Genomic DNA, 13,606 nt, shown 5'->3' on the forward strand with positions numbered 1-13,606 from the left:
GATGCAATCGGTTACGCTCTGTATAATGCCACGGCAATATTTAACCACCCAGGTCAGAGATATTGCCCATGCTACGTATCGCTAAAGAAGCACTGACGTTTGACGACGTCCTCCTCGTTCCCGCTCATTCCACCGTTCTGCCGAATACTGCCGACCTCAGCACGCAGTTGACGAAAACCATTCGTCTGAACATTCCTATGCTCTCCGCAGCAATGGACACCGTGACTGAAGCGCGTCTGGCTATCGCTTTGGCACAGGAAGGCGGCATTGGCTTTATCCACAAAAACATGTCTATAGAGCGTCAGGCGGAAGAAGTTCGCCGCGTGAAGAAACATGAATCCGGTATCGTGTCCGATCCTCAGACCGTTCTGCCAACCACCACCCTGCACGAAGTGAAAGCGCTAACCGAGCGTAACGGCTTTGCAGGTTACCCGGTTGTGACCGAAGACAACGAGCTGGTGGGCATCATCACCGGTCGTGATGTGCGTTTCGTGACTGACCTGAACCAGCCTGTCAGCGTCTATATGACGCCAAAAGAGCGCCTGGTGACCGTTCGCGAAGGCGAAACCCGCGACGTGGTGCTGGCGAAAATGCACGAAAAACGTGTTGAGAAAGCGCTGGTTGTGGATGCGAACTTCCACCTGCGTGGCATGATCACCGTTAAAGATTTCCAGAAAGCAGAACGTAAACCGAACGCCTGTAAAGACGAGCATGGCCGTCTGCGCGTCGGCGCTGCGGTTGGCGCGGGCGCAGGTAACGAAGAGCGCGTTGACGCGCTGGTTGCCGCGGGCGTTGACGTGCTGCTGATTGACTCCTCACATGGCCACTCCGAAGGCGTTCTACAACGTATTCGTGAAACCCGTGCTAAATACCCGGATCTCCAGATCATCGGCGGTAACGTGGCTACGGGCGCAGGTGCTCGCGCGCTGGCGGAAGCCGGTTGCAGCGCGGTGAAAGTGGGTATCGGCCCTGGCTCTATCTGTACTACCCGTATCGTCACCGGCGTGGGCGTTCCGCAGATCACCGCGGTGTCTGACGCGGTTGAAGCGCTGGAAGGCACCGGTATTCCGGTTATCGCGGACGGCGGTATCCGCTTCTCTGGCGACATCGCCAAAGCGATCGCCGCAGGTGCCGCAGCCGTGATGGTGGGCTCCATGCTGGCCGGTACCGAAGAATCCCCGGGCGAAATCGAACTCTACCAGGGCCGTTCTTACAAATCCTACCGCGGTATGGGCTCCCTGGGCGCGATGTCCAAAGGTTCCTCCGACCGTTACTTCCAGACCGATAACGCCGCTGACAAACTGGTACCGGAAGGCATCGAAGGCCGCGTGGCCTATAAAGGCCGTCTGAAAGAGATCATCCACCAGCAGATGGGCGGCCTGCGTTCCTGTATGGGACTGACCGGCTGTGGTACCATTGACCTGCTGCGTACCAAAGCGGAATTCGTACGCATCAGCGGTGCGGGTATCCAGGAGAGCCACGTGCACGACGTGACGATCACCAAAGAGTCCCCGAACTACCGTCTGGGATCATGATTTTCTTCGCCCGACCTCGTGTCGGGCGATTTATTTAATCTGTTTCACTTGCCTCGGAATTAGCGTCAATGACGGAAAACATTCATAAACATCGCATCCTCATCCTCGATTTTGGTTCTCAGTACACTCAACTGGTGGCGCGTCGCGTGCGTGAGCTGGGCGTTTACTGTGAACTGTGGGCGTGGGATGTCACGGAAGCACAGATTCGCGAGTTCAATCCAAGCGGCATCATCCTGTCCGGCGGCCCGGAGAGCACCACCGAAGCGAACAGCCCGCGCGCGCCGCAGTACGTATTCGAAGCTGGCGTACCGGTGTTCGGCGTGTGCTACGGCATGCAGACTATGGCGATGCAGCTGGGCGGCCACGTAGAAGGCTCTAACGAGCGTGAGTTCGGCTACGCGCAGGTTGAAGTCGTCACCGACAGCGCGCTGGTGCGCGGTATCGAAGATTCCCTGACCGCAGACGGCAAACCGCTGCTGGACGTGTGGATGAGCCACGGCGACAAAGTCACCGCTATCCCGTCGGACTTCGTGACTGTAGCCAGCACCGAAAGCTGCCCGTTCGCGATTATGGCGAACGAAGAAAAACGCTTCTACGGCGTGCAGTTCCACCCGGAAGTGACTCACACCCGTCAGGGTATGCGCATGCTGGAGCGCTTCGTGCGTGATATCTGCCAGTGTGAAGCCCTGTGGACCCCGGCAAAAATCATCGACGACGCCGTGGAGCGTATCCGCCAGCAGGTTGGTGATGACAAAGTGATCCTCGGCCTCTCCGGCGGCGTGGACTCCTCCGTGACCGCGATGCTGCTGCACCGCGCCATCGGCAAAAACCTGACCTGCGTCTTCGTGGATAACGGCCTGCTGCGTCTGAACGAAGCCCAGCAGGTCATGGACATGTTCGGCGACCACTTCGGTCTGAACATCGTTCACGTGGAAGGCGAACAGCGCTTCCTGGACGCGCTGAAAGGCGAGAACGATCCGGAAGCGAAACGTAAAATCATCGGCCGCGTATTCGTGGAAGTGTTCGACGAAGAAGCGCTGAAGCTGGAAGACGTGAAATGGCTGGCGCAGGGCACTATCTACCCTGACGTGATCGAATCCGCCGCCTCCGCAACCGGTAAAGCACACGTCATCAAATCTCACCACAACGTGGGCGGCCTGCCGAAAGAGATGAAGATGGGCCTGGTTGAGCCGCTGCGCGAGCTGTTCAAAGACGAAGTGCGCAAGATTGGTCTGGAACTGGGTCTGCCGTACGACATGCTCTACCGTCACCCATTCCCGGGCCCGGGCCTCGGCGTACGCGTGCTGGGCGAAGTGAAGAAAGAGTACTGCGACCTGCTGCGTCGCGCGGACGCGATCTTCATTGAAGAGCTGCACAAGGCTGACCTGTACAACAAGGTTAGCCAGGCGTTCACCGTGTTCCTGCCGGTTCGCTCCGTCGGCGTGATGGGCGATGGCCGCAAGTACGACTGGGTTGTCTCCCTGCGTGCGGTTGAAACCATCGACTTCATGACCGCGCACTGGGCGCACCTGCCGTATGACTTCTTAGGCCGCGTGTCTAACCGCATCATCAACGAAGTGAACGGCATTTCCCGCGTGGTGTATGACATCAGCGGCAAGCCACCGGCGACGATCGAGTGGGAGTAAGCCCATAACCTTTCCTGCGAAGTTATAAGCAGGTAAGACTGATAAAACCCTCTGTTTACAGAGGGTTTTTCTTTTGTAACTGATATCCGAACGGGACGTGAATTATTGGCTCATCTGCCGGGATCCACGGCAGCCGATACTGCGTCGCCATGCCCCTGGAGCCTGACCATACTGACGCTTAAAGCTGCGGTTGAAGGACTGCTGAGAGTCAAAGCCCAGCGCGATCGCCACGTTCAGAATCGGTTCATCGCTTTGGGCTAAGCGCTCAACCGATTTTTGCAGCTTTTGCGCGCGAATATATTCGGCGAGAGGGGAGCCGGTATGTTCTTTGAAGATCCGCTGGAGATGCCATTTCGAATAGCCGGCTCGCCTGGAGACGGTTTCAATGTCCAGGCGGCTATCAAGGTTGTTGTCGATCCAGTCGAGCAAATCGTGAATGAATGCACCCGTGTTCATCTTGCTTCCCCCTACGCCACGCATTAAAAGCATCTTTGTTTGTTGCACTTAAAGGTGGCCCGTTTTGATATTAATTGCAAGTTTTATTGTTACATTTAAATCCCTTCTCAAAACCCGTGATTTACCTTCGCCGCAAATAGCACATAAAGTGCAACAATTATTCTTGCACTTAATTAAGCGCCTTCCTACAATCGCCGCGATAGTGTATTCGCAACTGTTACAGTTTTGTGGCGATGAACGACACAAATGGCCTTAAGCCAGACCGGACAAAGGAAGTGGCGCGGCGCCTCCCGCTGCGTCTTGCCCGGCGGCTACAATAACCGGAATAAAAATAATGAGCCTGCAAAAAACCTGGGGTTACTTTCATCTGAGCGCGACGGGGGTGGTTTTACTCTCCGCGCTTCTCGTCGGGTGCGATGACAGCGTCGCGCAAAATGCCGCACCGCAAGCGCCCGTCGTCAGCGCAGCTGACGTGGTGGTGAAATCCATTAGCCAGTGGGACAGCTTTAACGGTCGCATTGAAGCGGTGGAAAGCGTTCAGCTGCGCCCACGCGTCTCCGGCTACATTGATAAAGTGAATTACACCGACGGCCAGGAGGTGAAAAAGGGCGAGGTGCTGTTCACGATTGATGACCGAACCTATCGCGCGGCGCTGGAACAGGCGCAGGCGAACCTGGCGAGAGCCAAAACGCAGGCCAGCCTGGCGCGAAGCGAGGCTAACCGTACCGATAAATTAGTCAATACCAACGTGGTATCCCGTGAAGAGTGGGAGCAGCGCCGTTCCGCCGCTACCCAGGCGCAGGCCGATATTCGCGCGGCGCAGGCGGCGGTTGATGCCGCGCAGCTCAACCTCGACTTCACCAAAGTGACCGCGCCTATCGACGGTCGCGCCAGCCGGGCGCTGATCACCAGCGGTAACCTGGTGACTGCGGGTGACAGCGCCAGCGTGCTCACCACCCTGGTCTCACAGAAGACGGTTTACGTCTACTTCGACGTGGACGAGTCCACCTATCTTCACTATCAGAACCTGGCCCGCAGCGGGCAGGGGGCGTCCAGTCACCACACGGCGCTGCCAGTGGAGATTGGTCTGACGGGTGAGGAGGGCTATCCCCATCAGGGCAAAGTGGATTTCCTGGATAACCAGCTCACGCCGAGTACCGGTACAATCCGCATGCGCGCGCTGCTGGATAACTCACAGCGTCAGTTCACGCCGGGACTCTTCGCACGCGTGCGCCTGCCGGGCAGTGCGGAATTTAAAGCCACGCTTGTTGACGATAAGGCGGTGCTGACCGATCAGGATCGTAAGTATGTTTATGTCGTTGATAAAGACGGGAAAGCGCAGCGCCGCGATATTACGCCGGGGCGTCTGGCCGACGGTTTACGTATCGTACAGCAGGGGCTGAAACCCGGGGATAAAGTCATCGTCGATGGTTTACAAAAAGTGTTTATGCCGGGTATGCCGGTTAACGCGAAAACCGTTGCCATGACCGCCAGCGCCGCCCTCAACTGATCCCTTACCTGAGAATCCAATCCATGGACTTTTCCCGTTTTTTCATCGACAGGCCGATTTTTGCCGCCGTACTGTCGATTCTGATTTTTATCACAGGATTAATCGCCATCCCGCTGCTGCCGGTGAGCGAATATCCTGATGTCGTGCCGCCAAGCGTGCAGGTGCGCGCCGAGTACCCGGGCGCCAACCCGAAAGTGATTGCCGAAACCGTGGCGACGCCGCTGGAAGAGGCGATCAACGGCGTTGAAAACATGATGTACATGAAATCCGTCGCGGGCTCCGACGGCGTGCTGGTGACTACCGTCACCTTCCGTCCGGGTACCGACCCGGATCAGGCGCAGGTACAGGTGCAAAACCGCGTCGCACAGGCCGAGGCGCGTCTGCCGGAAGACGTTCGGCGTCTGGGCATTACGACTCAGAAACAGTCGCCAACGCTGACGCTGGTGGTGCATCTCTTTTCGCCTGGCGGTAAGTACGATTCACTGTATATGCGTAACTACGCCACGCTGAAGGTGAAGGACGAGCTGGCGCGTCTGCCCGGCGTGGGTCAGATCCAGATTTTCGGCTCGGGTGAATACGCGATGCGCGTCTGGCTGGATCCAAACAAGGTGGCGGCGCGCGGACTGACGGCCTCGGACGTGGTGACGGCGATGCAGGAGCAAAACGTACAGGTATCCGCCGGGCAGCTTGGCGCCGAGCCGCTGCCGAAAGAGAGCGATTTCCTGATCTCCATTAACGCCCAGGGCCGTCTGCATACCGAAGAAGAGTTTGGCAATATTGTCCTGAAAACAACGCAGGACGGTACGGTCGTCCGCCTGCGCGACGTGGCGCGTATCGAGATGGGTTCCGGCAGCTATGCGCTGCGCTCCCAGCTGAACAATAAAGACGCGGTCGGGATTGGTATCTTCCAGTCGCCGGGGGCAAACGCCATCGATCTGTCTAACGCGGTGCGCGCCAAAATGGACGAACTGTCCACCCGTTTCCCGGACGATATGAAGTGGGCGGCACCTTACGACCCAACGGTATTTGTGCGCGACTCGATCCGTGCGGTTGTACAAACGCTGCTGGAAGCGGTGGTGCTGGTCGTGCTGGTGGTGATCCTGTTCCTGCAAACCTGGCGCGCGTCGATCATCCCGCTGATCGCGGTGCCGGTATCGGTCGTGGGTACCTTCAGCATTCTTTACCTGCTGGGCTTCTCGCTGAATACCCTGAGCCTGTTCGGGCTGGTGCTGGCCATCGGTATCGTGGTGGATGATGCCATCGTGGTGGTGGAGAACGTCGAGCGAAATATCGAAGAGGGGCTCGCCCCGCTTGCGGCGGCGCATCAGGCGATGCGTGAAGTGTCCGGGCCGATTATCGCCATTGCGCTGGTGCTGTGTGCAGTGTTTGTGCCGATGGCGTTCCTCTCTGGCGTGACCGGCCAGTTCTACAAACAGTTTGCGGTAACGATAGCCATTTCCACGGTGATCTCCGCGATCAACTCGCTGACGCTTTCTCCGGCGCTGGCCGCGTTGCTGTTGAAGCCGCATGGTGCCCCGAAAGATTTCCCGACCCGGCTTATCGATCGTCTGTTCGGCTGGATTTTCCGTCCGTTTAACCGCTTTTTCCATCGCAGCTCGACCGGCTATCAGGGACTGGTAGGGAAAACGCTTGGCCGACGCGGTGCAGTGTTTGCGGTTTATTTGCTGCTGCTTTGTGCCGCGGGTGTGATGTTTAAAGTCGTACCCGGCGGGTTTATTCCGACGCAGGATAAGCTGTACCTGATCGGCGGCGTGAAAATGCCGGAAGGCTCGTCGCTGGCGCGCACCGATGCGGTGATCCGCAAAATGAGCGAAATCGGGATGAATACCGAAGGCGTGGATTATGCGGTCGCGTTTCCTGGCCTGAACGCGCTCCAGTTCACCAATACGCCGAACACCGGGACGGTCTTCTTTGGCCTGAAGCCATTCGACCAGCGTAAACATACTGCGGCGGAAATTAACGCGGAGATCAATGCGAAAATCGCGCAAATCCAGCAGGGCTTTGGCTTCTCGATTCTGCCGCCGCCGATTTTAGGGCTGGGTCAAGGGTCCGGTTATTCCCTGTATATTCAGGATCGTGCTGGTCTGGGCTATGGCGCGCTGCAAAACGCGGTGAACACCATGTCCGGGGCGATTATGCAGACGCCGGGTATGCATTTCCCAATCTCAACCTACCAGGCTAACGTTCCGCAGCTGGATGTGCAGGTTGACCGTGATAAAGCGAAAGCGCAGGGCGTATCGCTTACCGATCTTTTCGGCACGCTGCAAACCTATCTGGGCTCGTCATATGTAAACGACTTTAACCAGTTTGGACGGACCTGGCGCGTAATGGCACAGGCCGACGGGCAGTTCCGCGACAGCGTGGAAGATATCGCGAATTTACGCACACGCAATGACCAGGGCGAAATGGTGCCGATTGGCAGTATGGTGAAAATCACGACCACCTACGGGCCGGACCCGGTGATCCGCTACAATGGTTACCCGGCGGCGGATCTTATTGGTGATGCTGACCCGCGGGTGCTCTCTTCCGCGCAGGCGATGACGCAGCTGGACGCCATGTCTAAGCAGATCCTGCCGAACGGGATGAATATTGAATGGACGGACCTGAGTTTCCAGCAGGCCACCCAGGGCAATACGGCGCTGATCGTCTTCCCGGTCGCGGTGCTGCTGGCGTTCCTGGTGCTGGCGGCGCTGTATGAAAGCTGGACGCTGCCGCTGGCGGTGATCCTTATCGTTCCGATGACGATGCTCTCCGCGCTGTTCGGCGTCTGGCTGACCGGGGGCGATAACAACGTCTTCGTGCAGGTGGGGCTGGTCGTGCTGATGGGGCTGGCCTGTAAAAACGCGATACTTATCGTGGAGTTTGCCCGCGAGCTGGAAATTCAGGGCAAAGGCATCATGGAGGCTGCGCTGGAGGCGTGCCGCCTGCGTTTACGCCCGATTGTAATGACCTCTATCGCCTTTATTGCCGGGACCATTCCACTGATCCTTGGTCACGGGGCAGGGGCAGAAGTCCGCGGCGTCACCGGGATCACCGTCTTCTCCGGGATGCTGGGCGTGACGCTGTTTGGTCTGTTCCTGACGCCGGTCTTTTACGTGACGCTGCGTAAATTCGTGACGCGCGGCAAAGCGGAAAGAGAGGTGTTGCCTGCGTAGGACGTAGCAGATAACAAAAAGCCGCCTTCATTGTGAAGGCGGCTTTTTTTTCGCAATCCGTCAGGATTAAGGCGCTTTTTTATGCTGCGTACAGAGTTCCGGCACCGGATCGCACCCGCTGGTATCGGCTTTTTTCACCTCTTCCAGCGCGCTGGCGACGGTATGGCGCGCTAAAACCGCTAACGAAGCCTGCTCCGCTTCATCAGCGATTGATTTGAAGTACCAGCAGGCGTTGGCGCTGACCACACAGCGGGCCGGGACGTCAGGACGGGACGCCCACAGCTTTTTATCTTCAGTGACGGAAAGGTAGATATCACGCAGGGTGATCTCTTCAGCCGGGCGGCCAAGGTGAATAGAGCCGTTGCGGCCAAGCGTGGAGACGATAATGCCGTCGCGGGCGAGAGGAACCATTAATTTGCGGATAAAGCTCGGATTCGCTTCCAGGCCGTAAGCCAGGATTGCACTCGTCGAACGTTCACCCGATTGCTCCGCCATCGCTACGCTGAGAACCATCTGCAAAGCTGTCGGGAAGCGGTAATCTAACATTTTTCTGTCCTGGGTTGCGGTGAATCTTGTTCTTTTTGGCACCGCAGAGGTGAATAATCAGTAAGTAACAATATAACAAATACGGTAATTTTATTGAAGCAATCTGCGGCATACGTGAAGTAACGCTGCGCTGACACATGTCAGGACGTGTAGCGCCGGGTTTACGTTCATGCGAACGACGGATTCGGGAAATCAACGGTCACCATAAGACCACCTTCGGCTGACGTACTCAGATTGACCCTGCCGTTGTGTTGCTGCGTAACGGCTTTGACGATGGCAAGCCCCAGTCCACTCCCGCTTTGGGTCTGATTAGGATCCCGGAAAAATCTGTCGAACACGCGCTCCCGCAGTTCAACCGGGATACCGGGGCCCGCGTCTGAGACGCGCAGCTGAGCGGACGTATCACGCGATTGCAGTTGTACCTCAATGCGTCCACCCTCAGGGCTGTACTTCACGGCATTCTCAATTAAATTGTCGATCAGCGACACCAGACGTTCCCGAATGCCTGCGACATGGATTTCATCGTCACCGAAGAATTCAAACTCAATCCCGCGTGCCGATGCCAGCGGCTCCAGTGCGGCCATTCGCTCCTGAATAAGCGTTGTCAGCGGCACTGGCTCCATTTCCGTGTCGATGTGCGCTTCGCTGTGCTTCATCAGCAGAAGCTGATTGACGAGACGAGCAGCACGGCTATTGCTGCGAACAATGCCTGCAAGCAGCTCCTGCTGGCTTTCGCTGATGACCCAGGACTGAAGCGCCTCGACGTTGATTCGCATCGCGGCCAGCGGCGTACGCAGCTCGTGCGCGGCATCGGCAATAAACACCCTTTCCCTTTCGGCGCTTTCCCGCACCCTGGCGAGAAAGTCATTAATCGCGTCCACCGTCTGGCGCAGCTCCCTGTGCCTGGGAACGGCTTTTAAGGGAGAGAGATCGTCTGGCGTGCGCAATGAAATTTCATTCACTACCCTGTTCCAGGGGCGCATCGCGATGCGGATTGACAGCCACGCGGGAAACAGAAGAAAAGGGATGCATACCAGCAGCGGCATGACGTAATAGCCGCGCGAGTTCAGGTAGATAAAGAAATTCCAGCTGCCAGCCGGGGTGAAAAGGGTGACTTCAACGTCGGAGCGCGCGGATTTGAGCGTGCGGCTCGTCCAGGTGTGGTCTCCAGTCCGGACGCGCTGCATTTCCCCCAGGCGGCTATTTTTCACCTCCGTTGGCGCGCCACGCGAAGAAAAAATAATCTCATTATGCTTGCGAACGATCAGGTTGATAGCGAGTTCCGGATCTTCACCGCCGCCATACCCCTCCCGCAGCGCCTTGCTGAACGCGGCCAGCACCTCATTACGCGCCTGCGGCCTATCCTCCATGCTCTCAACCAGGGAAAAGAGGGTTTCGTAAGTCTCACTGCCCGTGAGTATTGGAGGGCTGCGCAGGTCCTCCAGCAAAATGAAGGTTAAAAAGAAACACCAGAGCAACGTAAGCAGCAGCATCTGGGCGACCAGCATTCGCCTGACCAGCGTAGGGAGCCTGAGGCGGTACCAAAAATTACGCATCAACCTGCCGCCTTCTGAACCGGTACGGTATCAATGACGTACCCTACGCCCCGCACCGTTCGCACAAAGCCATCGCCAATTTTTCGCCGCAGGTTACCCATATGCACGTCGAGCGCGTTGCTGAGATTTTCTTTCGTGCCGAATATCCTCTCTTCCAGATACCGCCGCGTAAGCACGCGATCAGCGCGCAGCATTAACGTTTCAAGCAGCGCATATTCGCTTGCCGTCAGCTCAACGTGGCGTGCGCTCACCGTTACGCGACGCGTCGGAATATGAAGCGACAAACCGCGAATTTCTATTGCCTCATTTTCAAAACCGTAACTGCGTCGCGCAAGGGCTCTCACGCGTGCCAGCAGCTCGGCGAGAACAAAAGGTTTGACCAGATAGTCGTCCGCGCCCGCGTCCAGCCCGCACAGGCGGTCCTGCAGCGTGCCTCGCGCCGTCAGGATAATGACGGGGATCCCCCGGAGCTGCTGACGCAGACGCGTCATCAGGCTCATGCCATCGCCATCGGGCAGCCCCAGGTCGAGCAGGATAAGCTCCGGCACGCAGAGCTCAAGCTGATGCAGCGCATCCTCTTTCCGGCGTACCCATATGACATCAAATCCTTGATCTGCAAGGGCGAAACGTACGCCGTTGCCGAGATCCAGGTCGTCTTCAATTAGTAGAATTTTCACAAAGGTAACGGTATCAGCAGTGGATGAAGAACAGCTTAAGAAAAAAACGGTATCAGGAAATCATTCAACTTTACAGAACCAGCACGTGCTTCAGCGTTTCTTCATTTTCGGCTCATAAGAACCTTAGGGAGGGTATTCAGAATGAGCGCGCTGGCGTTTAACACCGCCTGAATCGTAACCATCTGAATCCAAAAGGGCTTCTTTAATGAGAAACTGCAAACTGCGTCACAGGTTCCCCCGTTCACTCATCGGTCGCAGCGTGAAAAGCATCCTGTCGGGGGCCGTCCTGGCGTTACTGGCTACCCCGGCGCTGGCGGCCGGGCAGCGCCAGGGCAACGTGTTAACCCTGGGGGGCGGCGTGGATGTTGCGCCACGCTATTCCGGTTCGGATAAGAGCCGCGTTACTGCGGCTCAGGTGGTTGATTACGCGATGGCAAATGGGTTCTTTATCAGTACCACCCGCGGGCTCGGCTACGGCAACCGCGTTGGCAACCTGGATTACAGCGCTGCGCTGAGCTATCGCGCAGGACGTAAGGATCGCGACGTAAGCAGCGATTCAATCGCCTCCGGCAGCGACTACCTGCGGGGGATGGGTGACATCAAAGGCTCGGCCGTCGTTGTGCCGGGGCTGGGGTACAGGATAACTGACTGGCTTAACGTGCAGCTGCAGGCTGAGGTCCCGGTTTCGGAAAGAGACAACGGTGAGGCTGTGCACTTCGGCATTGCCAGCCCGCTCTACACCTCTCCTGAAAACTCGGTGACGCTGGCGCTGACCGGTAGCTGGGGATCCAGCAAGTACATGCAAACGTACTACGGGGTCAGCGCCGCCCAGTCGGCCGCATCGGGATTTGCCCGACATGATGCCGGATCGGGCATATACGCCTATTCGCTGAACCTGGACTGGACCCATAAGCTCACCTCCCGCTGGAGCCTGCTTGCCGCAGCTGGCGTTACGCAGCTGACGGGAGAGGCGGGCGATAGCCCCATTGTTCAGCGAAAAACGTCTCCTGTGGGAAGTTTGAAGGTGACGTATAGCTTCTGATGGTTCAGTGAGGGCGAAGGCGCGTTTGTGACAAAACCGCACATAACCCCGTTACAGGAGCCGGAAGTACATAAAGCCCGTAGGATGGCGTGGCCCGAAGTCGGACCGTTCATCATGCGGGCTTTTTTATCACTGTTGACCCGATAACGCCTGTTCAATCGTACGGGTAACAACGTCCGGCTGGCTGACCATCGATACATGGCTTGCCGCAACCTCCGTGGTGTTGGCGTTGATTTTCTTCGCCATTGCGCGCTCAAGCTCAGGATTGATCATCCGGTCATTTTTGCTGACCACATACCAGCTCGGTTTGTCATGCCAGGCGGCATGCGCGACTTTCTCCCCAAACGCATTGGCCTTAATGGGGCTCTGCGTCGCGGCAATCACGCTGCGCTCAACGTCCTTCACGTCAGGGGCAAAATTCTCGCTGACCGCTTTTGTCGGCAGATATAAATACCCCTCTGCCGTTTTAGCGAGGCTGGCGCTCCCTGGCGGATCAGGGAAGCTATTTGCCAGTTCTGCCGTCGACTGGCCGGAATCCGGCGCAAAAGCGGCAACGTAAACCAGTGACTTCAGCGGGCATTGTTTCCCGCCTCGCTGATTACCGTCCCGCCCCAGGAGTGACCGACCAGCACCACATCCCCATGAGCCCGGGCAATAGCACGCTGCGTGGCGGCGACATCATCTTTCAGAGACGTGAGCGGAAGTTGTACCGCAATGACCTCGGTATGGTGTTTTTGCAGCCGGGTGATCACCTTATTCCAGCTGCTCCCGTCGGCAAACGCCCCGTGCACCAGCACCACGCTGGCTTTCGTCTCTGCCAGCGCGCTGGTGGAAACCGCCAGCAGCGCCGCTGTTAATACAGACAATGCTTGCATAACAGGCTCCTTAAAAGTGATGAACCGCCGCGTGGGGCGGTACGGTGAATTCAACGGTTTTATGGTCGATGGGCTTATGCGTCGGGTCGGCAACGATGATGGTTACCTTGTGTTTCCCGGCGGGCAGCCCGACCAGGATCACCGGCTCGCCGCTGGTTTCAGCCCAGTGCCAGGGCGCGTCATCCACCACTACGTGAATATGGCCGATACGCGGAGTGACTTTCAGCGCGTCGGGTCCAAATACAGGTTCAATGCGCAGGTTTTCGACGCGGTACTGAATAAAGACCGCACCTTTACTCAGCGGTCCCGCCAGCGGTGGGTCGACGATCAGTTTTGCTGGCGGCTGGGGTTTTTCCTGCGGCGCTACGGCGGCCGGGCCATTAACATCAGCGGCGCTCAGGCCATCCAACGGTGCGGCCAGTGCGCCAGCAAAGGACGTCAGCGCAAATACAGGAAGCAGGAAATATCGACGAATCATCTGTGGCTCTCCTCATCAGTTTATTATGGCGAGGGACACAGAAGACCATTTTTATGTATCGGGGATGTTTGCTTTTGCGGGCGTTTTGTACCGGTTTGTCAGCGTAGCG

The 13,606-nt window shown here is 57.4% G+C and carries 10 protein-coding genes and 1 pseudogene; 5 read left to right on the top strand and 6 right to left on the bottom strand.

Annotated features, from left to right (window positions below; genetic code table 11):
• Positions 1–68: 68 nt before the first annotated feature.
• Positions 69–1,535: an IMP dehydrogenase gene (gene guaB, locus HP459_RS00890; RefSeq protein WP_003860601.1), complete on the top strand. Its 1,467-nt coding sequence runs from the start codon at positions 69–71 to the stop codon at positions 1,533–1,535.
• Positions 1,536–1,603: 68 nt separating this feature from the next.
• A complete protein-coding gene (gene guaA / locus HP459_RS00895; RefSeq protein ID WP_023300703.1) occupies positions 1,604–3,181 on the top strand; it encodes a glutamine-hydrolyzing GMP synthase in 1,578 nt (525 codons plus the stop codon).
• Between the two features lie 102 nt (positions 3,182–3,283).
• On the opposite strand, the gene HP459_RS00900 is transcribed toward guaA, so the two are convergent.
• Positions 3,284–3,637 carry a helix-turn-helix domain-containing protein gene (locus HP459_RS00900; RefSeq protein ID WP_006811509.1) on the bottom strand — a complete coding sequence of 118 codons (354 nt, stop codon included), beginning with the start codon at positions 3,635–3,637 and terminating at the stop codon, positions 3,284–3,286.
• Between the two features lie 334 nt (positions 3,638–3,971).
• Here HP459_RS00900 and HP459_RS00905 point away from each other — a divergent pair, with 334 nt between their 5' ends.
• Complete coding sequence (locus HP459_RS00905) at positions 3,972–5,147, top strand: efflux RND transporter periplasmic adaptor subunit (protein ID WP_045308556.1); 1,176 nt, start codon at positions 3,972–3,974, stop codon at positions 5,145–5,147.
• Positions 5,148–5,170: 23 nt separating this feature from the next.
• Positions 5,171–8,323, top strand: coding sequence for a multidrug efflux RND transporter permease subunit OqxB (oqxB, locus tag HP459_RS00910; protein WP_023300700.1), 3,153 nt, complete (start codon positions 5,171–5,173; stop codon positions 8,321–8,323).
• A gap of 66 nt (positions 8,324–8,389) precedes the next feature.
• Here the strand turns inward: oqxB and HP459_RS00915 are convergent, their stop codons facing one another.
• The 3 genes from HP459_RS00915 to HP459_RS00925 form a co-directional block, all read right to left on the bottom strand.
• Entirely contained in the window at positions 8,390–8,869 is a 480-nt protein-coding gene (locus HP459_RS00915; RefSeq protein WP_003860591.1) for an Rrf2 family transcriptional regulator, read from the bottom strand.
• 167 nt (positions 8,870–9,036) lie between these two features.
• Positions 9,037–10,425 carry a HAMP domain-containing sensor histidine kinase gene (locus HP459_RS00920; RefSeq protein ID WP_171935826.1) on the bottom strand — a complete coding sequence of 463 codons (1,389 nt, stop codon included), beginning with the start codon at positions 10,423–10,425 and terminating at the stop codon, positions 9,037–9,039.
• A complete protein-coding gene (locus tag HP459_RS00925) occupies positions 10,425–11,102 on the bottom strand; it encodes a response regulator (RefSeq protein WP_038416495.1) in 678 nt (225 codons plus the stop codon). The genes HP459_RS00920 and HP459_RS00925 overlap by 1 nt, the downstream gene beginning before the upstream one ends.
• A gap of 205 nt (positions 11,103–11,307) precedes the next feature.
• On the opposite strand from HP459_RS00925, the gene HP459_RS00930 reads away from it, so the two are divergent.
• Positions 11,308–12,144, top strand: coding sequence for a MipA/OmpV family protein (locus HP459_RS00930; protein WP_108367197.1), 837 nt, complete (start codon positions 11,308–11,310; stop codon positions 12,142–12,144).
• A 129-nt stretch (positions 12,145–12,273) separates the two neighbouring features.
• On the opposite strand, the pseudogene HP459_RS00935 reads toward HP459_RS00930, so the two are convergent.
• Positions 12,274–13,019 (bottom strand): annotated as a pseudogene (locus HP459_RS00935) (alpha/beta fold hydrolase).
• 10 nt (positions 13,020–13,029) lie between these two features.
• A complete protein-coding gene (locus tag HP459_RS00940) occupies positions 13,030–13,497 on the bottom strand; it encodes a DUF6130 family protein (RefSeq protein WP_048966869.1) in 468 nt (155 codons plus the stop codon).
• Positions 13,498–13,606 lie beyond the last annotated feature (109 nt).

Origin of the sequence: Enterobacter sp. CM29 (genome assembly GCF_013179605.1) — a bacterium.
Classification (GTDB): Bacteria; Pseudomonadota; Gammaproteobacteria; order Enterobacterales; family Enterobacteriaceae; genus Enterobacter; species Enterobacter intestinihominis.